The following is a 21,719-nucleotide window of genomic DNA, read 5'->3' as shown; positions in this document are numbered from 1 at the left end:
AGGGCGGTCTTGAAGAAATGCGACACGAACCGCGGCGGGACAGCAGGGGGATTCTCGACCCCGGCCGGCTGCTGCGGCGGGTCCGCTTCCGGCGCCTGCTGCCAGCCCCGGCGCTGCATCCGTGGGTCGAGCACTACTGGCTGGTCGACTGGACGCTGACCGAGCCGTTCGACCAGCGGATCGTCCCGCACCCGGCGGTCAACGTGGTGTTCCAGGCCCAGGCCGGCGGGCCGGAGCACGGCGAGCTCACCGGGGTGGACACCGGCCTGTTCACGGTCACCCTGCACGGCACCGGCAGGGTGACCGCCGTCAAGTTCCGTCCGGGCGGCTTCCGCCCCTTCTGGCGCCGCCCGGTCTCCGAGCTGACCGGCCGGCGCCTCCCGCTGCCCGCCGGGCCACCACCGGCCGGTGCGGCCCCCACCGGACCGTTCGCCGCCGGGCCGGTCTGCCCCGGCACGGACGAGGAGCGGTGCCGCCGGCTCGACGACCTGCTCACCGCCTGGCAGCCGGCGCCGGACCCGCTCACCGCCGAGGCCACCGCCCTGGTCGAGGAGATCCGCGCCGACCGGGCGGTCCTGCGCGTCGACGACTTCGCCCGCCGGCACGGGGTCTCCACCCGGCGCCTCCAGCGGCTGTTCCTGGACCACGTCGGCGTCGGTCCGAAGTGGGTGATCCGCCGCTACCGACTCCAGGAGGCCATCGAGCAGGCCGCCGCCGGCCCGCTGGACTGGTCGCGGGTCGCCGCCGACCTGGGGTACGCCGACCAGGCCCACCTGGTCCGCGAGTTCACCGCGGTGGCCGGGGTGTCGCCGGCCGCGTACGCCCGCTCGCTGGCGGCCTCGCGCGGCGGGTGACCCCGGCGGCTCAACGGCGGCGGACGGCGACCACCGCGATGTCGTCGTGGATCTCCGGCGGCGCCAGCTCGACCAGCAGCCGCTGGCAGAACTGGTCGAGGTCGTCGTCGATCCGGGCGGCGACCGCGGCGAGCGCCGCCATGCCCTCGTCGATGGTGGCGTCGCGCCGCTCGATCAGCCCGTCGGTGTAGAGGACCAGGGTGGCCCCGGCCGGCAGCACGAACTCCAGGTCCGGCGGGCGGGGCGCGCGCACCCCGAGCAGCGGCGCGGAGTGCTGCACGAAGTCGGTGCGCCCGTCGCTGCTGATCAGGGCCGGCAGGTGACCGGCGCTGGCCAGCCGGATCAGCCCGCTGCCCGGGTCGAGCAGCAGCACGCAGATGGTGGCCAGCTCGGTGGGCAGGAGGGTGCGCATCAGCTCGTTGACCCGATCCAGGATCACCCCCGGCGGATGCCCCTCGACCGCGTACGCGCGCACCGCGTGCCGCAGCTCCGCCATCACCGTGGCGGCGTGCAGGGAGTGCCCGGCCACGTCGCCGATCGCCACCAGCAGGTGCCCGTCGAGCATCACCAGCTCGTAGAAGTCACCGCCCACCTCGGTCTGGGCGCTCGCCGGCTCGTAGCGGACGGCCAGGTCGAGGCCGGCGATGTCGGGCAGCCGGCGGGGCAGCAGGCTGCGCTGGAGGGTCACCGCGATGCGGTGCTCCTGGTCGAAGGAGCGCTGCGCCTCGACCGCCGAGGCGACCGCCTGGGCGAGCTGCACGAGCACCGGGGTGCGTACGGTCTGGGTGGCGGTCGGCACCACCACGTAGAGCGGGGCCCGGTCCTCCCGGAGCCGGGCGGCGGCCACGGTCACCGTGTCGCCGTCGGGCCAGGCGGTCAGGTCCCAGGCGCCCGGTTCGTCGATCCGGACCCGGGTGCCGATCGGCTGGCCGGTGTCGTCCACCGTCCACGGCACGATCACCGGTGGCGCCTCCGGCCCGACGGTCACCCCGGCCAGGCAGTCCCCGTCGAACGTCTCCGCGACGACGGCCGCCGGGCTCTTGAAGATCCGCGCCGCGCCGGCCGCCGCCGCCTCCAGCAGCCGGACGAAGTTCGGCGCCGCGTGCATCTCGACGGTGGCGTCGGCCAGGGCGGCCAGCCGCTCGGCGAGCAGTTCGGCCCGCTGCCGGGCCTGGTAGTAGCGGAGCACCGCGTGCGCGGTGGCGACCAGTTCCTCCGGCTCGATCGGCTCGGCCAGGTACGCGTCCGCGCCGCGGGTCAGCCCCTGGGCCCGGTCCACCACGTCCACCGCGTGCGCGGAGACGTGGATGACCGGGGTCGACGGGCGGTACTCCTTGATCAGCTCGCAGACCTCGAAGCCGCTCATGTCCGGCAGCCGGACGTCGAGCACCACGAGGTCGACCCGGTCCTTGCGCACCCGGTCCAGCGCCTCGGCGCCGTTCTGCGCCTCCAGGGTGGTGAAGCCCGCCCGGGTCAGCCAGTGCACCAGCAGGTACCGCTTCGGACTGCTGTCGTCGACCACCAGCACGGTCGCCGGACCGCCCTCCACCGTCAGGCTCCGCCCACGGGAAGGATCACGGTGAAGGTGCTCCCCCGGCCCGGTTCGCTGGCCAGCTCCAGCCTCCCGCCGAGCAGCGTGACCAGCCGCCGCGCGTACGGCAGGCCGAGGCCGGTGCCGCCCACCCGGGTGGTGCCGGGCACCTGGTAGAACTCCTCGAAGATCCGTTCGTGCAGCTCCGGTGGGATGCCCGCGCCGGTGTCGGTGACCGACAGCGACCAGAGGTCGCCGTGGCGTTCCGCCCGCAGCCGCACCTCACCCCGCTCGGTGAACTTGAGCCCGTTGTGCAGCAGGTTGCGCAGCACCTGGGCGAGCAGCACCTCGTCCGAGCGGACGGCCGTCGGGGCCGGCGGCTCCTCCACCACGAGCTCCACGCCCGGCCGCGTCGCCAGCGCCCGCAGCGTGCCGCGGAGCTGCCCGAAGAGCGCGCGCAGGTCCACCTCGGCCCAGTTCGGTTCGAGCCGGCCGGATTCGGCCTTGGCCAGGTCGAGCAGCTCGTTGACCAGGCCGAGCAGGTCGGCCGCGGACGACCGGATCAACCCCACCTGCCGGGCCTGCTCGCCGGTGAGCGGGTCGGACGCGGAGTCGCCGAGCAGTCGGGCCAGCCCGATGATCGCGGTCACCGGGGCCCGCAGCTCGTGGCTCACGTTGGCCAGGAACCGGCTCTTCGACTCGCTGGCGGCGCGGAGTTGGGCGGACTTCTCGTCCAGCTCGGCGTAGAGCGCCACCACGCCGCGGTTGGTCTCCTCCAGCTCCTCGGTGAGCTGGTTGTAGAGCGCCATCACGCCCCGGTTGGTCTCCTGGAGCTCGGAGTTGAGCACCTCAAGCTCGTCGCGATGGCTGCGCACCTCGTCGAGGGCGGCGACGAGCTGCGTGTTCTGCGCGGCCAACTCGTCCAGCGCGGTGCCCGGAGCGCTGCTGGCCAGCTCGGTCCGGAGCTGGTCGAGGCGCTCCGGCGTGAGCGGCGGCGCCGGTGCTGGGACTCGTCGGGACATTCTCACGACGGTATCGCCCCCGTCGGTCACCGTGCCCAGCATGTCCACGAGACGCGCCACCGCGCCGGACTGCGGCTCGTAGCGGCCGCCGGGCAGCGGGCGGACCGGGGCCAGGTCGACCCGGAGGGACCGCTGGCCGGTGTGGGCGTCGACGACGACCGCGAAGGTGACCTCCGCGCCGCCGACGGCGCGCAGCAGGTCCCGGGCCACCTCGCTGAGCGCCGTGGCCAGGCGTACCTGGTCCTGGTGCTCCAGCCCGACCGCGGCAGCCACCTCCCGGCCGCGCTGCCGGACCAGGAAGATGTCCTGTTCCACCCGGAGCGCCATCTGCAGCAGCGGGTCCGGGGCGCCCGGGCGGGTCACGGCTCCGCCCGGGCGACCAGGACGCAGGCGTCGTCGCGGCGGATCCCGGCGTCGCGAAGCAGGGTGGCGGCGACCAGCAGCGGCGCGCGGCCGGCCAGGCCGGGGTAGTCGGCCAGGTCCCAGCGGTCCGTCACGCCGTCGCTGTGCATCACCAGGGTCGCGCCGGACGGGAACGGGTAGTCGTACTCCCGCACCGAGGGGCGCTGGTGTCCGGCGATGCCGGGCAGCGAGACGAGGGCCCGCCGCCGCTCGCCCGCGGCCACGATCATGGCTGCGATGTTGCCGAGCCCGGCGTACCGCAGCAAGCCCGACACGGGGTCCGGCTCGGCCACCGCCAGCGCGGCGCCACGGGTGTGCGACATGGCCCGGTGCAGGTGCTGCACCACGGTGGCCGGCGACCCGGCCGGCGCCGCCCGGAACGCGGCCAGCGCGGCCCCGGTGGCGGCGGCGGCCAGCGGGCCGTGCCCGAGACCGTCGGAGACCAGCACCTGCCGCCGGCCGTCGACCACCCGCACCGCGTACCCGTCGCCGCTGACCTCCTCGCCGGTGATCGGCCGGGCCAGCGCGCCGGCCCAGTCCGGCTCGGGGGCCGGACCGTCCCAGACCTGGACGGTCAGCACGGTGCCCCGGCCGGGCATCGAGTAGCCGTCGAACCGGCTCGCCTGCCGGACGATGGCGCCGAGGCCGATGCCGAGGGTGCCGGTGGTGGAGTGCCCGTCCGCCGAGGAGAGGGCGAGGTCGGCCATGCCGGGGCCCGAGTCGATGGCCACCAGCTCCACCCCGGCCCGCCCGCCCCGGCGCACCGGGCGGAGCAGCAGGGTGCCCTCCTGGGCGTGCTTCACCAGGTTGCTGGTGATCTCGGCAGTGACGATGGCCAGGTCGGCGACGCGCGGCTCGCCGAGTTCCACCTGCCGGCCCAGCCGCTCGGCGGCCCGCCGCACGCTGCTCGCCGCGGCGCCGCTCTCCACCCGGAACCAGAGACCGTGGTCGGCGACCACGTCGCCGATCATCGGGACCACTTGGTGACGGTGATCCGGGTGCCCTCACCCACGGCGGTCCAGATGTCGAAGTCGTCGACCAGCCGGCGGGCGCCGCTGAGCCCCAGGCCCAGCCCGCCCCCGGTGGTGAAGCCGTCGGTGAACGCCTCGTCGAGGTCGGGGATGCCCGGCCCCTGGTCGGCGAAGACGATGCGGACCCCGCGCCGGCGACCGTCCTCCACGGTGGTCACCTCGGCGCTGCCCCCGCCGCCGTAGATCAACGTGTTGCGGGCCAGCTCGCTGGCGGCGGTCACCAGCTTGGTCTGGTCGACCAGCGAGAGCTTGACGGCGACGGCGGTGGTACGCACCAGCTGCCGCACCCGGACCACGTCCTCGTCACTGCGGATCGCCTGGGTCGCCGGCACACCCAGGTCGACGCCGGCGGTCATGGCGTGGCCGTCGTCTCGGCGTCCTCGTCGTCCGCCTCGTCCCACTCGTCGCCCCGGCTCGCCGCGATCAGCTCCATGCCTCGCTCGACGTTCAGCGCGGTGCGGATGCCGTTGAGCGACAGCCCGAGCTCGACCAGGGTGATGGCGACGGCGGGCCGCATGCCGACCACCACCGTCTCGGCGTCCAGCACCTTGGAGATGGACGCGATGGTGGAGAGCATCCGGCCGACGAAGGAGTCGACGATGTCCAGCGCCGTGATGTCGATGATCACACCGTGCGTTCCGGTGGCGACGATCCGCTCGGCGAGGTCCTCCTGGAGCTGGATCGCCGTCTGGTCGGACATGTCGAGCTGGATGGAGACCAGCAGGATGTCGCCGATCTTGAGGATCGGCACCCGCTCCATCAGGACTCCCGGCGGGCGCGGCGGGCGGTGGTCTCGACGCCGGTCAGGCGCAGCACGTGACGCAGCGCGTCGGCCAGGCTCGCCTTGGTGGCGATGTCGCCGAACTCGATGCCGAGGGCCACGATCGTCTGGGCGATCTGCGGCCGGATGCCGGAGATGATGCAGTCGGCGCCCATCAGCCGGGCGGCCACCACGGTCTTGAGGATGTGCTGGGCGACCTGGGTGTCCACCGCCGGCACGCCGGTGATGTCGATGATCGCGTAGGGCGAGCCGGTGTCGACCAGGGTCTGGAGCAGCCGCTCCATCACCACCTGGGCGCGGGCCGAGTCGAGGGTGCCGACCAGCGGGACGGCGACCACGCCCTCCCACAGCTTCACCACCGGCGTGGACAGCTCCAGCAGCTGCTCCGCCTGGTCGGCGATCAGGCCCTCGCGGGTGCGCACGAAGCTCTCGAAGGTGAACAGCCCCATCTGGTCGATCAGGGCGGAGAAGGCGACGAAGTCACGGAGGGTGCCCACCTCCTGGTCCTGCTCCATGAGCTCCAGCAGCGCGTCCTTGAGCGCGAACACGCTGATCGCGGTCTCGGTGGCGCTGAAGCCCTGCCGGGCCCGGCTGGCGGAGAGCTCGGCCAGCACGGCCCGCAGCTCGCCGCCGTGCTCGTCGGCCAGGTCGGTGAGACCGTGCTGCCCGGCGTCGATGATGCTGCGGTGCAGCTCGCGCGCCTGCCGCGCCAGCTCCGCCTGGCTGAGCCGGCCGCGCAGCGAGCCGGCGACGATCTCCGTCCAGCGCGCGGTCAGCCGGTCGGCGTGCTCGGTCAGCAGGCGGGCGAGCCGACCACTCTGTTCGGCGCTCAACGCCATGATGACCTCCATGAACTCTGGACGGGCGGACTCTATCACCGGGGTCTGCGGCACTAGTTGTCGCGGAGCAAAGGAATGATCGGCGGCACCCTTCTCGGCTCCCGTTCTGCACGCTGCCAGCTTCGTGGGATACCGTTCCACCGAACACAGGAGGTCGGCGAATGTCCTTGACGGTGCACACGGAACAGCACGGCGACGTGGTCGTCGTGTCGGTCGCGGGCGAGCTGGACATGGCGACGGCACCGCAGCTCCAGGACCAGATCACGGACCTGCTCGACAAGGGGCGCAACCGCCTCGTGTTCGACCTGGCCGAGGTGTCGTTCTGCGACTCCACCGGGCTGTCGGTGTTCGTGCGCGCCAAGAACAGCTGCGACGAGGCCGGCGGCGTGGTCCGGCTGGCCGCCCCGCAGCGCGGCGTGCTCCGCATCCTCGAGGTGAGCGGCCTGGTCGAGGTGCTGCACACCTACCCGACGGTGGAGCAGGCCGTGGCGGGCGACCCCACGCCGGCCTCCTCCTGACCGTTTCCCCTCAGCGCTCGTCCTCGATGTGCCGGGGACGGGCGATCACCAGGCCCGCCGCCGTCTGCACGGCGAGCGCCACCAGCAGGAAGCCGATCGGCGCGGTCCAGCCCCCGGTCGCCTCGTAGAGGATGCCGACCAGCAGCGGGCCGAGCGCGGCGATCAGGTAGCCGGTGCTCTGCGCGAAGGCGGAGAGCGCGACGGTGCCCTCGGCGGTCCGGGCGCGCAGCCCGATCGTGGTCAGGATCAGCGGGAACGCGCCCTGGCCGAAGGCCAGCAGCAGCACCCAGAGCGGCGCGAGGCCGTGCGGCGCGAGCGCCAGGCCGACGTACGCGGCCGTGGAGAAGGCGGTCAGCGACAGCACCAGCGGGCGCAGCGTGGGCAGCCGGCCGGCCAGGGTCGGCATCATGAGCGCCACCGGCACGCCGAGCGCGGTCACCCCGGCGAGCAGCAGGCCGGCCGCCTCCGGTGCGTAGCCGGCGTCCCGGAAGAGCTGGGCCAGCCAGCCCATGATCGCGTACCCGCTGAGGGACTGCGCCCCGAAGTACACCGCCATGGCCCAGCCGAGCCGGGTGCGCGCCGGCCGTACCCGCGCCGGCCCGGCGGCGGCCCCCGCCGGGGTCGCCGTGCGTCGCGCGGCGCGGGTGCGCAGCGCCAGCGGCACCCACGGGAGTACGGCGACCGCGGCCAGCGCGGCCCACACGCCGAGGCCGGCCCGCCAGGAGCCGAAGGCGTGGGCGATCGGCACCGCCGAGGCGGCGGCCACCGTCGTGCCCACGGTCAGCGCCATCGTGTACGCCCCGGTGACCAGCCCGGTGCGGTGCGGGAAGTGCTGCTTGACCAGCATCGGCAGCAGGATGTTCGCGACCGCGATGCCGGCCAGCGCGAGCGCGCTGGTGAGCACGAAGACCGCCGTCGAGTCGGTGACCACGCGGAGCACCTGCCCGGCGGTCAGCGCGACCATGGCCACCACCAGCACCCGGGCGGCGGGCCAGCGGCGGACCAGCCACGGGGTGAGCGCGCCGAGCCCGGCGAAGGCGATGGTGGGCAGCGTGGTGACCAGGCCGGCCGTCGCGCCGGAGAGGCCCAGCCCGTCGCGGATCTCGTCGAGCAGGGCGCCCAGGCTGGTCACCGCGGCGCGCAGGTTGACCGCCACGAGCAGCATGCCGACCAGGACCAGCAGGCCGCCGCGGGCCGGGGTGGCCTGCGGCGCGGGGGCGGCGGCCGGGGCCGGCCCGGGGGTCACGTCGGTGGTGGGAGCGTCGGTGACGGGGGCCCCGGTGGGCGGGGGTGGCGGGGTCATGACCTCGAACCTACAATCATGGGATGAATTTCGGCAGAAGGTGTAACCGGTGACACCCGCCGTCGATTCCGTCGCCGTGCCGCCGCGCGGCCACCGGGTGCGCCAGACCATCGAACAGCTCCGGGGCCGGATCCTCGGCGGCGAGTGGCCGGTGGGCGCCAAGATCCCCACCGAGCCGCAGCTCGTCGCCGCGCTGGGCGTCGGGCGGAACACGGTCCGCGAGGCGGTCCGGGCGCTGGTGCACGCCGGGGTGCTGGAGTGCCGGCAGGGCTCCGGGACCTACGTGGTGTCGACCGACGAGCTGGCCCCGGTGGTGGCCCGCCGGCTCACCGACGACCGGATGGCCGAGGTCATCGAGGTCCGGCGCGCCTTCGAGGTGGAGGCGGCGCGGCTCGCCGCGCTGCGGCGTACCCCCGAGGACCTGGCGGCGCTCGACGGCGCGCTCGCCGCCCGGGAGGCCGCCTGGCGCTCCGGCCGGGTCGGTGGGTTCGTCGAGGCCGACGCCGCGCTGCACACCGCGGTGGTGGCCGCCGCGCACAACGCCATGCTGGCCGAGCTCTACGCCTCGGTCGGCGCCGCGCTGCGCAGCACCGTCGCCCAGGCGATGGGCGAAACCCTGGAACCCGAGCGGTACGTGGACCACGGCCGGCTGGTCGAGGCCATCCGGGACGGGGACCCCGCCCGGGCGGCGATCGAGGCCGGTGCTTTTCTCGAAGCTCCCTCCCGGGCATAGGTTGTCCCGGACGGAAATTCGGACAGCACGGGAGTGCGGATGCTCAAGGGCTTCAAAGACTTCATCATGCGCGGCAACGTCGTCGACCTGGCGGTCGGTGTCGTCATCGGTGCCGCCTTCACCGGGGTGGTCACCCAGCTCACCAAGTCGTTCCTGGAACCGCTGGTACGGGTGTTCATCGCGCTGATCACCGGCAGTGAGGACGGTCTCAGCGGCTCCACCCCGAAGTTCCGCGGCATCCCGTTCGACTGGGTGGCCTTCGTCAACGCCGCGATCACCTTCCTGCTCACCGCGGCGGCGCTCTATTTCCTGGTCGTCTACCCGATGAACCGGCTCGCCGAGCGGCGCCGGCGCGGCGAGGAGCCGCCGCCGAAGGCCCCCAGCGAGGAGATCAAGCTGCTCACCGAGATCCGGGACGCGCTGCTCGCCGGCAACCACGGCACGCCGGCCCAGCGCGGCGCGCTGGACGACGTGCTCGGCCGCCGGCAGGAGCCCCCGGCCGCACGCTGACCCCATAGCCGATCGGCCCCCGTGGGAATCCCGCGGGGGCCGACGCGTGTCGAACACATGTTCGATAGAGTCCGGGCATGGAGCAGCGCAGGCACTGGTGGAACGGGAAATGGGGGCGGCTGGCCCGGCGGGACGTCTTCCTCCGGGTCGACGGCGACCGCTGGCATGTCGAGCAGCGCGCCGGCGGCGCCGAGGGGGTCTCCCAGTTCTACGAGTACGCCAGCGTCGAGGAGGCCGAGGAGACGGTCCGGGCGCTGCTGGAGGGGCCGGACACCTGGCGCGAGCTGTCCCCGCGCCCGCCGAGCGGCTGGGCCCCGCCCGTTTAGCGCCCGCGCGCCTCGGGAACCGCGCCTGTATGAGCCAGCAGCAGGACAGCGTCTCCCGGGTCACGACCGGCATGCGGGTGGTCGACTCCACCGGCGTCGAGGTGGGCACCGTGGATCTCGTCCAGCGCGGCGACCCGGCCGCCGTGACCGTGCAGGCGCCCGCTCCCGTCGACCCGGGCAGCAGCCTGGACGAGCTGATCGGGTCGGCGGCCGCCGAGGAGCCGGACGTCCCGGCCGACCTGGCCGCCCGGCTGCTGCGCGAGGGCTACCTCAAGGTCTCCACCGAACTGGCCCGCACCGGCGCGGTCTACGTGCTGGCCGACCGGATCGCGGCGGTCACCGACGACGGCGTACGCCTCACCGTCCCCGCCGGTGAGCTCCCCCCGGAGGAGTGACTCCCCGCCTAGGGTGGGCGGCATGTGGATGGTGATCGGGGAGCAGGGCGGCACGCCGACCGACGCGGCGGCACGGGCCGCCCAGTTCGCGCACATGGCCGAGGTGACCCGGCAGAGCCCGGGCTTCGTCCGGGGCTGGTGGGGCGCGGACGAGGACGAGTCCGGCCTCGGCCACGCGCTGGTCGTGCTCGACACGCTGGAGCACGCGCGGGCGCTGAAGCGGATGGTCGAGGAGAACGTCACCGGCGTGCGCCTGCGGATCATGGAGATCGGCGCCGAGGCGGAGGGCGCCGCCTGATCAGCCCACCCGGACCGGGACGGCCGGCTCGGGTTCCGGCTCGGGCACCGACGCGGTGGTGGCGCGACGGCGGCGGAACAGCAGGAGCATCAGCCAGCCGGCGACGAGCCCCCAGAACGCGCCGCCCACGCCGAGCAGGCTCACCCCGGAGGCGGTGACCACGAGGGTGACCACGGCGGCCTCCCGGGCGTCCGGCTCGGCGACCGCCGCCGCGACCGCGCCGGCCAGCGCACCGAGCAGCGCGAGCCCGGCCACCGCCTCGACCAGGACCGGCGGGGAGAGCAGCACGAGGGCGGTCGCCACGCCGGCCCCCAGGCCGAGCAGCGCCAGGCCGATCCCCGCGGTGACCGAGGCGATCCAGCGCCGCTCCGGGTCGGGGTGGGCGTCCGGGCCGGCCGCCAGCGCGGCGGTGATCGCGGCCAGGTTCACCGCGTGCCCGCCGGCCGCCGCGCCGAGCGCGGTGGCGAGCCCGGTCACGCGGAGCGCGGAGCCCAGCGGGGCCCGGTAGCCGTAGCCGGCCAGCACGGCCGTGCCCGGCACGTTCTGCGCGGCCATGGTGACCAGGAACAGCGGCAGCGCCAGCCCGACGATCGCGGGCAGCGTCCAGGCGGGCGCGGTCAGCGCGACGGCGGGGGCGGCGTCGATCCGGGCCGGCCCGGACGCGGTCAGCGCGATCGCCACGACGGCCACGGCGAGCGCGCCGGGCACCGCCCAGCGGCGGGCGAACCGGTGCAGCAGGAGCCAGGCGAGCACCACCGGCCCGGCCAGCCGGGGCACCTCGACCAGGGCCCGGACGGGCGCGGTGCAGAGCGGCAGCAGCACCCCGGCGAGCATGGCGCTGGCGATCGGCGCGGGGATCGCGGCTACGGCCCGGCCGAGCGCGGGAATGAGCCCGGCCGCGACGATCAGGAGGCCGGTGAGCAGGAAGGCGCCGACCGCCGCCGGCCACCCGCCGGGCACCGGCCCGGTGGCGACGAGCAGGGCGGCGCCCGGGGTGGACCAGGCGATGGCCAGCGGCAGCCGGTGCCGCAGGCCGAGCCAGACGGCGCAGCAGCCGCTGGCGACACAGAGGGCGAGCAGCCCGGAGGCGGCCTGCGCCTGGTCCGCGCCCACCGCGCGCAGCCCGGCGAGCACGACAGTGAACGAGCTGACGAAGCCGACCAGTGCGGTCACGACGCCGGCCAGGACGGGTTGCAGTCGACCGGCCATGCTCTCCCCCTCACCGCCGTTCCGTTTACGGAACGGACCGATGTAGCACGATAGCCCCATGGCAGCTGCCCCACCAGCCGGTGACCGGACCGCCGAAGCCGTCGGCCGGCGGATCCGCGCTCTCCGCGAGGAGCGGGAGATGTCCCTGTCCACGCTCGCCCGGCTGGCCGGCGTCGGGAAGGCCACCCTCTCCGGGCTGGAGAACGGCACCCGCAACCCCACCCTGGAGACCCTGTACGCGATCACCGCGCAGCTCGGCGTGCCGCTCACCGCCGTACTCTCCGGCCCGGCGGAGACACCGACCGTCCGCGGCGCCGCCGTGGGGGCCACCCTGCTGGAGGTCTTCAGCGACACCGACGCGACCTACGAGCTCTACCGGATGCGGGTCAGCCCGGGCCCGGCGCAGCTCTCCCCCGCGCACCAGGCCGGCGTCACCGAACACGTCACCGTCTTCTCCGGCGTGCTCCGCGCCGGCCCGGTCGGCGCCCCGCAGACCGCCGGCCCCGGGGAATACCTCCGCTGGGTCTCCGACGTGCCGCACAGCTACGCCGCGGTCGGCGACGAGGAGGTCCGGGCGAGCCTGCTGCTGCGCTACCCGCGAACGGCCACAATGGATGGTTGATACATACCGGGTGTGCAAGCCGGCGACATTTCTTTCAGCAGACCCAGCAATGCGTAGAGACGCGGAGCCGATGTTCTTGGCAAGCTTGTCCCCATGACGCTGATCCTCCGCTCGGCCATCCTGAACGACGTCGGCCTCGTCCGGACCAACAACGAGGACTCCGCCCTCGCCGGTGACCGCCTCGTGGCGGTGGCCGACGGCATGGGCGGCCTCCCCGCCGGCGAGGTGGCCAGCGAGATCGTCATCCGCATCCTGGACGAGCTGACCCCGCCGACCGCCCCGGACGAGGCCGCCGACGCCCTGCGCGCCGTGGTGAGCACCGCCAACCAGCGCATCCGCGCGGCCATCACGGTCGACCCGGCGCGCGACGGCATGGGTACAACGCTGACCGCCGCCCTGCTCGCCGGAGACACCCTGGTCCTCGCCCAGGTCGGCGACTCCCGCTGCTACCTGCTGCGGGACACCGAGCTGAGCCAGCTCACCCGGGACGACACCTTCGTGCAGGCGCTCGTCGACCAGGGCGCGCTCTCCCCCGACCAGGCCCGCCACCACCCGCAACGCTCGCTCGTCACCCGGGCGGTGCAGGGCTCGGACGCGCCGCCGGCCGTCGGGGTGCTCACCGTGTTCGCCGGCGACCGGCTGCTGCTGTGCAGCGACGGCCTTTCCGACTACGTGGAGGACGCCGCCATCGCCTCGGCGCTGGTCACCTACGGGGACCGGCAGCAGTGCGGCGAGCAGCTCGTGAAGCTCGCCCACCAGGCCGGCGCGCCGGACAACGTCACCGTGGTGGTCTCCGACGTCACCGAGGCCTGAGCCGGCCGCCCGTCGCAGCACGGGCGGCCCGCCACCGCGTCGGCGCGGTTGCGGCGGCGCCGCCACGTCCGGCACCTGCCGGTGACCTGACCGGCTTTCCGGTTGCGGCGGCGGGAGGGACCGGTTGGGATGGGCGGATGCGCATTCGCCGCTTGGCCACCGAGGAACGCCTCACCACCAGCTTCCCGCTCCAGGCGTACGCCTTCGAGACATCCCCGATGGCCGTGTCGCGGACCGAGGAGTTCCGCACGTACCTGCCGTACAACGCGGGCAACCGGACACTCGTCGTCGAGGAGGACCGCGTCACCACGGCCGCCGTCTCGGCGGTCCCGATGCGGCAGAACCTGCGCGGGGCCGTGCTGCCGATGGCCGGCGTCGCCGGGGTGGCCACCCACCCGCTGGCCCGCCGGCGCGGGCACGTGCGCACGCTGCTGCACCAGCTCCTCGACGAGATGCGGGACGAGGGGAACCAGCTGACCGCGCTCTACCCGTTCCGCGCCTCGTTCTACGAGCGCTTCGGCTACGTCGGGCTGCCCCGGCGGCGTACCGCGGTCTTCTCGCCCGCGGACCTGGCCCCGCTGCTCCGCGCCGAGCTGCCCGGCGAGGTGGTGTGGGAGCGGGTCGGCGCCGGCTACGAGCGGTGGCGGGCGTACACCGAACGCTGCCTGCGCGAGCGGCACGGGTTCGCGGTCTTCCCGGACTTCCGGGCGGTCGGGCTGCGCGACCGGGACGACCGCTGGCTGCTCACCGCCGTCCGGGACGGCGAGACGGTCGGCGCGGTCACCTACCGGATCGACGACCACGGCGGCACGCTGATCGCCGACGACCTGCTGGCCAGCGACCCGTACGCCCGGGCGTCGCTGCTCCAGTTCTTCGCCCGCCACGTCGACCAGGTGGAGCGGATCAGCGTCGAGCTGCCCGCCGACGAGCTGCCCGAGCTGTGGCTCACCGACCTCGCCGTGCACGTCGAGGCACGGGTGTCCCGGCCCGGCTCGCCCGCCCCGATGGCCCGGCTGCTCAGCCTGGACGCGCTCGCCGACCAGCCGGTCGGGACCGGCCGGGTCACCGTCGAACTGGTCGGCGACCGCTGGCTGGCCGGCACCCACCTGCTCGACGGCGCCACCGGCACGCTGGAGGTGCTCCCCGGGGACGCCGCCGCCGCGGGCACCGTGCCGGCCGCGCGGCTCACCGCCGCCGGGCTCTCCGCCCTGGCGTACGGGGTGCTCGACCCGGCCGAGGTAGCCGTGCGCGGGCTCGGCGAGGTGCCGGTCGACGCGGCCGCCGAGCTGCGCCGGATCTTCCCGCGGGCGCTGCCGTACCTGTTCGCCGATTTCTGAGTCCGTTTCCGATTCCGGGCCGGGGGTAGGGTCCTGCGGGTGCCGGAGTGGTTGGAAGCGGGATTCTGGGGACTGCTGGCCGGGTCGGCCCTGCTGATCGGGGCGGCCGTCGGGTTCTTCGCACGGGTGCCGCGCCGGGTCATCGCCTCGGTCATGGCGTTCGGCGCGGGCGTGCTGCTCTCCGCCGTCTCGTTCGAGCTGATCGCCGAGGCGCACGAGCAGGGCGGGCTGCAGCCGGTCGTGATCGGCTCGACGGTCGGGGCGCTCGCCTACACGGGCGCGAACATCCTGCTGGCCCGGCGTGGGGCGCGGCACCGCAAGCGCTCCGGGGACGAGCAGCCCACCGAGCAGGAGCAGCCCGGCTCGGGCTCGGCCATCGCGGTCGGGGCGCTGCTGGACGGCGTACCCGAATCGGTGGTGATCGGGGCGAGCCTGCTGGCCGGCGGCCCGGTCAGCCTGGTCACGGTGCTCGCCGTCTTCCTCAGCAACGTGCCCGAGGGCCTGTCCAGCGCGGCCGGCATGCGCCAGGCGGGCCGGACCCGCCGCTACGTGTTCCTGCTCTGGACGGCGATCGCCCTGGTCTCCGGCGTGGCGGCCCTGGCCGGGTACACGCTGCTCGGCGGCGCCCCGCCGGCGGTGCTGGCCGGCATCACGGCGCTCGCGGCCGGCGCGATCCTCGCGATGATCACCGACACCATGGTTCCGGAGGCGTACGAGGACGCCCACCTGCTCGTCGGCCTGATCACGGTCCTCGGCTTCCTGGTCGCGTTCGCCCTGTCCCACGCCTGACGGGAAGCGCCACGGCGGGCGGGTGGCTTAGCGGCGGGTTAAGGATCCCGCGCGGAGTCGTGCGGCGGTGGGCCGCCCTCCTAGCATCGGGCGGTGCGTGTGAAGCCCGCTGTCACCCTCCTCGTCCTCGGTCTCGCCACCGCGACGCTGCCCGCCTGCGGAGGTGACCAGCCGGCGGGTTCGCCGGCGCCGGTCGCCGCCACCGGCACCGCCAAGCCCAGCGCCGCTCCCTCGGCGGCCGCGTTCCGGGCCGGCAACCCGGACGGGCGCGCCGCCGTCCCCGCCGAGGCGCGGGCCGTGGACACGTCCCGCCCGACCCGCACGGTCGGCACCGGCACCCCGGCGAGCTGCACCTCGGCGGCGGTGGTGAAGGCCGTGGCGGCCGGCGGGATCATCACGTTCGACTGCGGCCCGGCCCCGGTGACCATCCGGATGAAGGCGACCGCCAAGGTGGTCAACTCGCACGGCCCGCGGGTCGTGCTGGACGGCGGCGGCAAGGTCACCCTGAGCGGCGGCGGCGAGCGCCGGATCCTCTACCAGAACACCTGCGACCAGGCCCAGGGCTGGACCACCTCGCACTGCCAGAACCAGGACCACCCGCAGCTCACCGTGCAGAACCTGACCTTCGCCGACGGCAACTCCACCGGCGACCGGACCGAGGGCGGCGGGGGCGGTGCGATCTTCGTACGCGGCGGCCGGCTCAAGGTGGTCAACACGCGCTTCGTGGACAACCGCTGCGACCGGACCGGACCGGACCTGGGCGGCGCCGCGCTGCGGGTGCTCAGCCAGCACGACAACAAACCGGTGTACGTGGTGAACAGCACCTTCACCGGCGGGGTCTGCGCGAACGGGGCGGCGACCAGCAGCATCGGCGTCTCCTGGACCGTGCTGAACAGCGTCTTCCGCGACAACCGGGCGGTGGGCAGCGGCGCGAACCCGTCCCGGGCCGGCACCCCCGGCGGCGGCAGCGGCGGCGCCATCTACTGCGACGGCAACGAGTTCACCGTCCGCATCGCCGGCACGATCATCGAGAACAACACGGCGAACGAGGGCGGCGGCGCCGTCTTCTTCGTCAGCAACAACCGCACCGGCACCATGAAGATCGAAAGCTCGACCCTCCGCCGCAACCCAAGCAAGGGCTTCGAAACAAGGGGCTACCCCGGCATCTTCTTCCTGGGCGCCCACCCACCCACGGTGTCCGGCTCCCGCCTCTCCTGACCCGCCTCGCTGGACCCCCCCTGTTGATCATGAGGTTATTGCCACCGTCGTCGGCGTGTCGGGGCAACAACTTCATGGTCACGAGCGGCACCAGTCGGGGCCGTGACCGGCGCGGGCCTGGTCAGTAGGGGTTGGGGTGGCCGGGGAGGCGGGCCTTCAGGAGGGCCTTCGGGCGGCCGGGGAGGGTCGGGTCCGCCGACATCGGCGGTGAGGTGGTGCCGGTGCGACTCGACATGCCGTCGAACAGCTCCTTCAGCGCCGTGACGCTGTCGACCTTCGGGGTCCAGCCGAGTTCCCGCTCGGCGCGCTCGCTGGACATGAGCGGGGCGTTCAACGCCAGGTCGACCCAGCCGGTGTCGACCGGTTGCAACCGCGCCCGCCAGGTCAGCGCCGCCGCCGCGCGCAGCACCGGGGTGGCCACCGGCACCGTCCAGCCGTGGAAGTGCCGGGCCAGCAGCTCCGGGGTCAGCACCGGGTCCGCGGCCACGTTGAAGGCGCCGCGAGCATCACGCAGCACCGCCCGGGCGTACGCGTCGGCCACGTCGTCGGCGTGCACCGCCTGCATGCGCAGCCGCCGGTTCGTCGGGACCAGCGGAATCCGGCCGTACCGGAGCAGCCGGACCGGCGCCAGCGGCCCCATGAAGTAGCGACGGATCTCCGTGCCGGCGTCCCGCTGGAAGGTCAGCCCCGGCCGCAGCCGGACCACCCGCAGCTCCGGCCGCTCCCGCTGGATGCCGTCCAGCAGCGCCTCCACCTCGGCCTTGTCCCGGCTGTACGACGACGTCTCCACCCCGGTCGCCGGCCAGTTCTCGCTCACCGGGTGATCCTTCGGGCCGGGCGCGTAGGCGCCGACCGACGAGGCGTGCACGAGGGCGGGAACGCCGGCCCGGACGGTCGCCTCGAACACGGCACGGCTGCCGCCGACGTTGGTCCGGTGCAGGGTGCGCTGGTCGTGGCTGGGCTGGATCTGCCAGGCCAGATGCACCACGGCCCGCGCCCCGGCGAAGGCCACGGCCAGCGTCTCCACCGCGTCCGGCGCCCCGACGTCGCAGGAATACCACTCCACCCCGTCGTACGGCTCACCGGCGTCCGGCCCCGGCAGCCGGCGCACCACCCCGACCAGTTCCGCCCCGGACTCCCGCCGCAGCCGGCGCAGCAGCGCGGTCCCGACATTTCCGGTGGCCCCCACGATCACGATGCGCATACCGGTGCCCTACCCGCTGAAGCGGACAGCAACCGCTCACGGACGGGGGTTCGTCCGCGCCCAGCTCTTCTCGCCCTCACGCCGGCCCTGCGTGGCGGCCAGGCAGCGGGGGCAGACGTAGCCCTCGGGATCGGCCTCGGTGAGCACGTCCGTGTTCGAGTAGTCGAAGGGCACGTGGGGGAAGCGGCGCAGGCGGGTACGGCTGAGCTGGAGCCCGCAGACCGTCTGGTTCTGGCCCGGCAACCAGGCGTGGACCTCGCCACCGGGCCGGCGTACCCCGTCGTCCCCGGCCACCTCGCTGGACGCCGCCACCGCGGCCGCGCTCACCCTCATGCCTATCCCGGTTCCCCAGGCGGGCGTCGCCATGCCCCGCCGGCCACCGCGGAGTCTGAAGATCGACAGGTGGGGAAGGCGGAAGGCCCGCGCGGACGGGTTCCGGTAGCCTGGTCGGACGGGCCGCTAGCTCAATGGCAGAGCTGTGGACTTTTAATCCATAGGTTCAGGGTTCGAGTCCCTGGCGGCCCACTCCTCCGCAGGTCAGCGGTCCCGTCCGGGGCCGCCGTTGCCATGATCGGGGCCGGTACAGCAGCGGACCAACCGCCAGCCTGACTTCCGTGTCGGGGATGCGCTCCGAAGCGGCGGCGGACCGAACAGCTGGAGGGCGGACGATGACGAACGGACCGCCCGTGCGCAATTCGCGGCTGCTCGGCCTGTTCGTCGAGATCGTCCAAGGGCCCGAAGGGACCCTGCGGTTCTTTCGTCGGCTTGCTGGTTGCCCAACGGCTGCGCCTTGCCGGCCAAAGTACGGAGACGGGGTGGCGTGAAGCCGGAGACAGCAGGCGACCGGCCCACCTAGACGGTGGGCCGGCGCTGCGGTGCTGACCGGGCGTTCAGCAGTTGGTGTAGCTGCCGCTGCTGCCCCAGGAGCAGGAGTCGATCGAGCTGCCGGCGGAGTTGCGCAGGTAGGCGGCGTCGCCGGTGTTGTTCCAGATGTACGCGCCCGAGCCCCAGTAGAGGTTGCTGCTGGTGTTGGTGCCCTTGCCGGTGTGGATCACGACGCTGGCGCCGGCCTTGAGGTACCAGTTGATGGTGAACTTGTAGACGTGGTTGGACTTGTCGCGCAGAGTCCAGTACTTGAGGTTGATGGTGGAGCTGCGCTTGTTGGTCAGCCGGACGTACTCGGCGTTCAGGCTGGTGTTCGACCCGGTGTCGCTGCCCGGCGAGTTGTAGTAGGCCTTCGTGATCATGACGGCCGGGGTGGCGGCCTGCGCCGGGGCGGCGGCGGCCAGCGACCCGCCGACGGCGATGGCGAGCGCCGAGACGAACCCGATAAGCCTGTTCTTCAAGTGGTCCCCCTGGACTTGAACGTGGCCGGTGACATGAGCACCGGTGAGCTGCCTTGATCGCAGCACATGCGCGCGAGATCGTAACGACACTGAGCGACCGGTTCGGGGGCGGCAACGCCGACCTGCCTAAGTCCTGGCCGAACGGTAGGCAGTTGCTGTTCCTTCGGTCCTGGCCGCGATGGGCGCACCGGCGACCACGGCGCCTACTTGTCGGCGCTACCTAGACGACTGGTTGAGCATGTGGAGCCGTCCCTGGCGCAGAAGATCAACGCCGCCCCCGCCGGGCCTCGGAGCGCGGTGATCACGGCGCGATTCGGGCCGCCACCGGCAGGTGGTCGCTGCCGGTGGCCGGCAGCACCCACGAGCTCTCCGGCTTCATGCCTCTCACCAGGATCTGGTCGATCCGCACCACCGGGAACTGCGCCGGCCAGGTGAAGCCGAAGCCGTTCCCGGCCTCATCCTGGGCCGAGCGCAGCTCCGAGGTGATGCCGGCGAACGCGCGGTCGTCCATGGCGCCGTTCAGGTCACCGAGCAGCACCACCCGCTCGTTCCCCTCGGCGGCGATGGCCTCGCCGAGCGCCTGCGCGTTCCTGTCCCGGTGGGTCGTCCAGAAGCCCGCACGGGGGTTCACCCGCGCGGATCCCAGGTGGGCTACATACACCGCGACCGGGCCCTGGCTCGTGGTCACCGTGGTGCGCAGCGCCCGGTTGTAGGCCATCTTGACGTCGAGCGGCTTGGTGTCCGCGAGCGGCCCGTAGTCCATCTTGGTGTCGACCGGCTGGGTCTCCGACAGCGGCAGCTTGCTCCACAGCCCGACCGTGCCCTCCACCGCGTGGTACGGGTACGCCTTCGCCAGCTCGTTCTCGTAGGTGCCCCGGGCCTGCTCGGTCACCTCCACCAGGGCCAGCACGTCGGCCCCGGAGGCGGCCAGGTCGCGAGCGGTGCGGGCCGGGTCGGGATTGCCGGCGCCGACATTGTGCTCGGCCACGGTGAGGCCGCTGCCCGGCTGGGACTTGTCGCCGAGCAGCCCGCCGAAGAGGTTCAGCCACACCAGGACCGGCAACAGCAGCGCGACCACCGCGGAGGCGGAGCGGCGCCACAGCGCCCCGACCAGCAGTACGGGGATGAACAGGCCGAACCACGGCAGGAAGGTCTCCACCAGGCTGCCGAGGTTCCCGATCCGGTTCGGGACCTCGGCGTGCAGCAGCATGAGCAGCCCGAGCAGCAGCGCCAGCGCCGCGAGCACCCGGCCGCGCTTCCAGGGGCCTGGCCGGGAGGCGGCGGTCAGCGCCCTGCGGATGCGCGCGCGCCAGGTCCGGGCGTCGGTGTCCCGGCGGCCGGCGCCGCCCTGTCCGGTCTCCGCCGTGCCCACCGGCGTCATCGTCTGTCCTCGCTCACTGCCGGTCACTGCGGCATCCTCGGGTCCTGGACGGGGTCGGCATACATTCTCGGGCAGATCGCACTCGCACCTGGGCGATGTCGTCAGGAACCGTCCCTGAGTTGGGCCAGCAGACCGGCTCGATCGATCTGGATCCAGTACTCGGTGATCAGTCCGTCCTCGACGTGATAGACGACCGAGTTGATCTGGCGGACGGTTCGGCCGGTCGGTGCAAGGCCATCCAGCGGCGCGAGGTGACGGCCCACCTGGGCCAGCCGGACATGCGCTCGCGCACCGTCAACCAGGAATTCTTCGATCGTGAGGTCGAACGCGCCCCAGGTGGCGGTCATCTCCCGGACGTGCTCGGCGTAGTCGTCCGGGTTCCGTTCAACCGTGGACAGGTCCTCGGACTGCACCTGGTGGGCACGCACCGTCGATGCCATGAACTCCGCCGCTCGCTGCGGCTCTTGGCCGGAGCGTACGTACCGGAGGAAGTCGCCCACGACGCGGCGCGTCACCGCACTGTCAATCATGACGTCACCCTGGCAGCCGGGAACCGGGACGGAAAGCCTGCTGGCGGGTGGGCTCACTCACCTCCGGGGGGAGAGAAAGCCGCTACCGGGAAGCCGGTTCAGGCGCAGCTGTCGCGGGCGGCGCCGACGAAGGTGTCCCGCGACATGATCTTCATCGTGTCGTGGTCGGTCGGCGCCAGCACCTTGTCCGAGGTGATCCGTGCGAAGTCCGAAACGGTGAAGGGTACGGAGATCGCGCTGTGGTGGCTCGATCCGGAGAGGCTGTACCTGACTCCAGGCTTCAGCTCGGTGAGCGGTTCGGTCTTCACGGCGACGCCTGCCTCCGAGGCAGGGAGGTCGCGGCTCTCGCGCACCTTCCAACCCTCGGGCGGCTGGCCGAGAAGGTGGACCTCGACGATTTCGCTCGTCGGCGTGCCATCGACCGCCCAGCTGATCAGCGTGTGGTCGCCCTGGTCGTTCCCGGCATCGTTTTCGAATACACTGAGCTGGGAGAACGAGTCACCGTCGCAGGTGACGAGGACACCGACCGGCTGACCATCCTGGACAGCCAGGGCGACGATCGGCTCGTCAGGTGGGGTGCAGGCCGCCAGGAGCCCCAGCAGCGGAATCAGAATCATCCACGGAGCTGACTGTCTGCGCATGGCCGCATCGTGCCAGGGCGACATCACGCGACGGTCCCTCAACGGTCACGATCGGCCGACCCGCGGGCCAACGGCGTCACGCTGGT

General features: G+C 73.5%; 26 protein-coding genes and 1 tRNA gene. 13 read left to right on the top strand and 14 right to left on the bottom strand.

The window, feature by feature from the left end:
- Positions 1-17: 17 nt before the first annotated feature.
- Entirely contained in the window at positions 18-854 is an 837-nt protein-coding gene (locus tag ACQP12_RS01475; protein WP_357949680.1) for an AraC family transcriptional regulator, read from the top strand.
- 10 nt (positions 855-864) lie between these two features.
- Here ACQP12_RS01475 and ACQP12_RS01470 read toward each other — a convergent pair whose 3' ends face one another.
- The 6 genes from ACQP12_RS01470 to ACQP12_RS01445 are packed head-to-tail and all read right to left on the bottom strand — an operon-like array spanning position 865 to position 6,460.
- Entirely contained in the window at positions 865-2,403 is a 1,539-nt protein-coding gene (locus ACQP12_RS01470) for a SpoIIE family protein phosphatase (protein ID WP_433284434.1), read from the bottom strand.
- Positions 2,404-2,405: 2 nt separating this feature from the next.
- On the bottom strand, positions 2,406-3,734 hold the full coding sequence (locus ACQP12_RS01465) for an ATP-binding protein (protein ID WP_433289073.1): 1,329 nt from the start codon (positions 3,732-3,734) through the stop codon (positions 2,406-2,408).
- 32 nt (positions 3,735-3,766) lie between these two features.
- The gene (locus ACQP12_RS01460) at positions 3,767-4,780 is read right to left on the bottom strand and encodes a SpoIIE family protein phosphatase (protein WP_433289071.1); all 1,014 of its coding nucleotides are present in this window, start codon (positions 4,778-4,780) and stop codon (positions 3,767-3,769) included.
- Complete coding sequence (locus ACQP12_RS01455) at positions 4,777-5,196, bottom strand: ATP-binding protein (protein ID WP_357949687.1); 420 nt, start codon at positions 5,194-5,196, stop codon at positions 4,777-4,779. The genes ACQP12_RS01460 and ACQP12_RS01455 overlap by 4 nt, the downstream gene beginning before the upstream one ends.
- Entirely contained in the window at positions 5,193-5,600 is a 408-nt protein-coding gene (locus tag ACQP12_RS01450; RefSeq protein ID WP_357949690.1) for an STAS domain-containing protein, read from the bottom strand. Before ACQP12_RS01450 ends, ACQP12_RS01455 begins: the two co-directional genes overlap by 4 nt.
- Entirely contained in the window at positions 5,600-6,460 is an 861-nt protein-coding gene (locus tag ACQP12_RS01445) for an STAS domain-containing protein (RefSeq protein ID WP_433284431.1), read from the bottom strand. The genes ACQP12_RS01450 and ACQP12_RS01445 overlap by 1 nt, the downstream gene beginning before the upstream one ends.
- Before the next feature lie 161 nt (positions 6,461-6,621).
- Here ACQP12_RS01445 and ACQP12_RS01440 point away from each other — a divergent pair, with 161 nt between their 5' ends.
- A complete protein-coding gene (locus ACQP12_RS01440; RefSeq protein ID WP_433284429.1) occupies positions 6,622-6,978 on the top strand; it encodes an STAS domain-containing protein in 357 nt (118 codons plus the stop codon).
- Between the two features lie 10 nt (positions 6,979-6,988).
- On the opposite strand, the gene ACQP12_RS01435 is transcribed toward ACQP12_RS01440, so the two are convergent.
- On the bottom strand, positions 6,989-8,281 hold the full coding sequence (locus ACQP12_RS01435; protein ID WP_433284427.1) for an MFS transporter: 1,293 nt from the start codon (positions 8,279-8,281) through the stop codon (positions 6,989-6,991).
- A gap of 49 nt (positions 8,282-8,330) precedes the next feature.
- On the opposite strand from ACQP12_RS01435, the gene ACQP12_RS01430 reads away from it, so the two are divergent.
- The 5 genes from ACQP12_RS01430 to ACQP12_RS01410 all read left to right on the top strand — a co-directional run bounded on the left by ACQP12_RS01430 (position 8,331) and on the right by ACQP12_RS01410 (position 10,543).
- Entirely contained in the window at positions 8,331-9,014 is a 684-nt protein-coding gene (locus ACQP12_RS01430) for a FadR/GntR family transcriptional regulator (RefSeq protein ID WP_433284425.1), read from the top strand.
- Between the two features lie 39 nt (positions 9,015-9,053).
- Complete coding sequence (gene mscL, locus ACQP12_RS01425; protein ID WP_357949698.1) at positions 9,054-9,524, top strand: large conductance mechanosensitive channel protein MscL; 471 nt, start codon at positions 9,054-9,056, stop codon at positions 9,522-9,524.
- Between the two features lie 77 nt (positions 9,525-9,601).
- Complete coding sequence (locus tag ACQP12_RS01420; protein WP_091315558.1) at positions 9,602-9,850, top strand: hypothetical protein; 249 nt, start codon at positions 9,602-9,604, stop codon at positions 9,848-9,850.
- Positions 9,851-9,879: 29 nt separating this feature from the next.
- Positions 9,880-10,245: a hypothetical protein gene (locus ACQP12_RS01415; protein ID WP_357949701.1), complete on the top strand. Its 366-nt coding sequence runs from the start codon at positions 9,880-9,882 to the stop codon at positions 10,243-10,245.
- Between the two features lie 22 nt (positions 10,246-10,267).
- Entirely contained in the window at positions 10,268-10,543 is a 276-nt protein-coding gene (locus tag ACQP12_RS01410) for a hypothetical protein (RefSeq protein ID WP_357949704.1), read from the top strand.
- Here ACQP12_RS01410 and ACQP12_RS01405 read toward each other — a convergent pair whose 3' ends face one another.
- Positions 10,544-11,752 carry a benzoate/H(+) symporter BenE family transporter gene (locus ACQP12_RS01405; RefSeq protein WP_433284422.1) on the bottom strand — a complete coding sequence of 403 codons (1,209 nt, stop codon included), beginning with the start codon at positions 11,750-11,752 and terminating at the stop codon, positions 10,544-10,546.
- Positions 11,753-11,810: 58 nt separating this feature from the next.
- Here ACQP12_RS01405 and ACQP12_RS01400 point away from each other — a divergent pair, with 58 nt between their 5' ends.
- From ACQP12_RS01400 to ACQP12_RS01380, 5 genes are all read left to right on the top strand, one after another.
- The gene (locus tag ACQP12_RS01400; protein ID WP_433284420.1) at positions 11,811-12,374 is read left to right on the top strand and encodes a helix-turn-helix domain-containing protein; all 564 of its coding nucleotides are present in this window, start codon (positions 11,811-11,813) and stop codon (positions 12,372-12,374) included.
- A gap of 93 nt (positions 12,375-12,467) precedes the next feature.
- On the top strand, positions 12,468-13,187 hold the full coding sequence (locus ACQP12_RS01395; RefSeq protein ID WP_357949711.1) for a PP2C family protein-serine/threonine phosphatase: 720 nt from the start codon (positions 12,468-12,470) through the stop codon (positions 13,185-13,187).
- Between the two features lie 137 nt (positions 13,188-13,324).
- Positions 13,325-14,524 (top strand): GNAT family N-acetyltransferase, encoded by a 1,200-nt coding sequence (locus tag ACQP12_RS01390; protein WP_433284417.1) that lies wholly within the window; start codon positions 13,325-13,327, stop codon positions 14,522-14,524.
- 39 nt (positions 14,525-14,563) lie between these two features.
- Complete coding sequence (locus ACQP12_RS01385) at positions 14,564-15,313, top strand: ZIP family metal transporter (protein ID WP_433284415.1); 750 nt, start codon at positions 14,564-14,566, stop codon at positions 15,311-15,313.
- A 93-nt stretch (positions 15,314-15,406) separates the two neighbouring features.
- On the top strand, positions 15,407-16,531 hold the full coding sequence (locus ACQP12_RS01380) for a hypothetical protein (RefSeq protein WP_433284413.1): 1,125 nt from the start codon (positions 15,407-15,409) through the stop codon (positions 16,529-16,531).
- 121 nt (positions 16,532-16,652) lie between these two features.
- Here ACQP12_RS01380 and ACQP12_RS01375 read toward each other — a convergent pair whose 3' ends face one another.
- Positions 16,653-17,735: an NAD-dependent epimerase/dehydratase family protein gene (locus tag ACQP12_RS01375; protein WP_433284411.1), complete on the bottom strand. Its 1,083-nt coding sequence runs from the start codon at positions 17,733-17,735 to the stop codon at positions 16,653-16,655.
- Between the two features lie 36 nt (positions 17,736-17,771).
- Complete coding sequence (locus ACQP12_RS01370; protein WP_357949722.1) at positions 17,772-18,068, bottom strand: hypothetical protein; 297 nt, start codon at positions 18,066-18,068, stop codon at positions 17,772-17,774.
- A 120-nt stretch (positions 18,069-18,188) separates the two neighbouring features.
- Between ACQP12_RS01370 and ACQP12_RS01365 the strand changes: the two genes are divergently transcribed.
- A tRNA-Lys gene (locus ACQP12_RS01365) sits at positions 18,189-18,260 on the top strand.
- Between the two features lie 365 nt (positions 18,261-18,625).
- Here the strand turns inward: ACQP12_RS01365 and ACQP12_RS01360 are convergent.
- From ACQP12_RS01360 to ACQP12_RS01345, 4 genes are all read right to left on the bottom strand, one after another.
- Positions 18,626-19,081 (bottom strand): lamin tail domain-containing protein, encoded by a 456-nt coding sequence (locus tag ACQP12_RS01360; protein ID WP_433284408.1) that lies wholly within the window; start codon positions 19,079-19,081, stop codon positions 18,626-18,628.
- A 301-nt stretch (positions 19,082-19,382) separates the two neighbouring features.
- On the bottom strand, positions 19,383-20,462 hold the full coding sequence (locus ACQP12_RS01355) for an endonuclease/exonuclease/phosphatase family protein (RefSeq protein WP_433284406.1): 1,080 nt from the start codon (positions 20,460-20,462) through the stop codon (positions 19,383-19,385).
- A gap of 101 nt (positions 20,463-20,563) precedes the next feature.
- The gene (locus ACQP12_RS01350; RefSeq protein WP_433284404.1) at positions 20,564-20,992 is read right to left on the bottom strand and encodes an ester cyclase; all 429 of its coding nucleotides are present in this window, start codon (positions 20,990-20,992) and stop codon (positions 20,564-20,566) included.
- A gap of 98 nt (positions 20,993-21,090) precedes the next feature.
- Positions 21,091-21,609, bottom strand: coding sequence for a hypothetical protein (locus ACQP12_RS01345; RefSeq protein WP_433284402.1), 519 nt, complete (start codon positions 21,607-21,609; stop codon positions 21,091-21,093).
- Positions 21,610-21,719 lie beyond the last annotated feature (110 nt).

The sequence above is a fragment of the Micromonospora sp. CA-244673 genome (assembly GCF_050948395.1).
Taxonomy (GTDB): Bacteria; Actinomycetota; Actinomycetes; order Mycobacteriales; family Micromonosporaceae; genus Micromonospora.
The sequence above is the reverse complement of the archived record's forward strand: the minus strand, read 5'-3'. Positions and strand labels throughout refer to the sequence as shown.

Bases quoted from the DNA above. Each gene is read 5' to 3' on its own strand.
- ACQP12_RS01475 (WP_357949680.1), top strand. From the start codon at position 18: ATGCGACACGAACCGCGGCGGGACAGCAGGGGGATTCTCGACCCCGGC.
- ACQP12_RS01465 (WP_433289073.1), bottom strand. From the start codon at position 3,734: ATGGCGCTCCGGGTGGAACAGGACATCTTCCTGGTCCGGCAGCGCGGC.
- ACQP12_RS01460 (WP_433289071.1), bottom strand. From the start codon at position 4,780: ATGATCGGCGACGTGGTCGCCGACCACGGTCTCTGGTTCCGGGTGGAG.
- ACQP12_RS01455 (WP_357949687.1), bottom strand. From the start codon at position 5,196: ATGACCGCCGGCGTCGACCTGGGTGTGCCGGCGACCCAGGCGATCCGC.
- ACQP12_RS01450 (WP_357949690.1), bottom strand. From the start codon at position 5,600: ATGGAGCGGGTGCCGATCCTCAAGATCGGCGACATCCTGCTGGTCTCC.
- ACQP12_RS01445 (WP_433284431.1), bottom strand. From the start codon at position 6,460: ATGGCGTTGAGCGCCGAACAGAGTGGTCGGCTCGCCCGCCTGCTGACC.
- ACQP12_RS01440 (WP_433284429.1), top strand. From the start codon at position 6,622: ATGTCCTTGACGGTGCACACGGAACAGCACGGCGACGTGGTCGTCGTG.
- ACQP12_RS01435 (WP_433284427.1), bottom strand. From the start codon at position 8,281: ATGACCCCGCCACCCCCGCCCACCGGGGCCCCCGTCACCGACGCTCCC.
- mscL (WP_357949698.1), top strand. From the start codon at position 9,054: ATGCTCAAGGGCTTCAAAGACTTCATCATGCGCGGCAACGTCGTCGAC.
- ACQP12_RS01420 (WP_091315558.1), top strand. From the start codon at position 9,602: ATGGAGCAGCGCAGGCACTGGTGGAACGGGAAATGGGGGCGGCTGGCC.
- ACQP12_RS01415 (WP_357949701.1), top strand. From the start codon at position 9,880: ATGAGCCAGCAGCAGGACAGCGTCTCCCGGGTCACGACCGGCATGCGG.
- ACQP12_RS01410 (WP_357949704.1), top strand. From the start codon at position 10,268: ATGTGGATGGTGATCGGGGAGCAGGGCGGCACGCCGACCGACGCGGCG.
- ACQP12_RS01405 (WP_433284422.1), bottom strand. From the start codon at position 11,752: ATGGCCGGTCGACTGCAACCCGTCCTGGCCGGCGTCGTGACCGCACTG.
- ACQP12_RS01400 (WP_433284420.1), top strand. From the start codon at position 11,811: ATGGCAGCTGCCCCACCAGCCGGTGACCGGACCGCCGAAGCCGTCGGC.
- ACQP12_RS01395 (WP_357949711.1), top strand. From the start codon at position 12,468: ATGACGCTGATCCTCCGCTCGGCCATCCTGAACGACGTCGGCCTCGTC.
- ACQP12_RS01390 (WP_433284417.1), top strand. From the start codon at position 13,325: ATGCGCATTCGCCGCTTGGCCACCGAGGAACGCCTCACCACCAGCTTC.
- ACQP12_RS01375 (WP_433284411.1), bottom strand. From the start codon at position 17,735: ATGCGCATCGTGATCGTGGGGGCCACCGGAAATGTCGGGACCGCGCTG.
- ACQP12_RS01370 (WP_357949722.1), bottom strand. From the start codon at position 18,068: ATGAGGGTGAGCGCGGCCGCGGTGGCGGCGTCCAGCGAGGTGGCCGGG.
- ACQP12_RS01355 (WP_433284406.1), bottom strand. From the start codon at position 20,462: ATGACGCCGGTGGGCACGGCGGAGACCGGACAGGGCGGCGCCGGCCGC.
- ACQP12_RS01350 (WP_433284404.1), bottom strand. From the start codon at position 20,992: ATGATTGACAGTGCGGTGACGCGCCGCGTCGTGGGCGACTTCCTCCGG.
- ACQP12_RS01345 (WP_433284402.1), bottom strand. From the start codon at position 21,609: ATGATTCTGATTCCGCTGCTGGGGCTCCTGGCGGCCTGCACCCCACCT.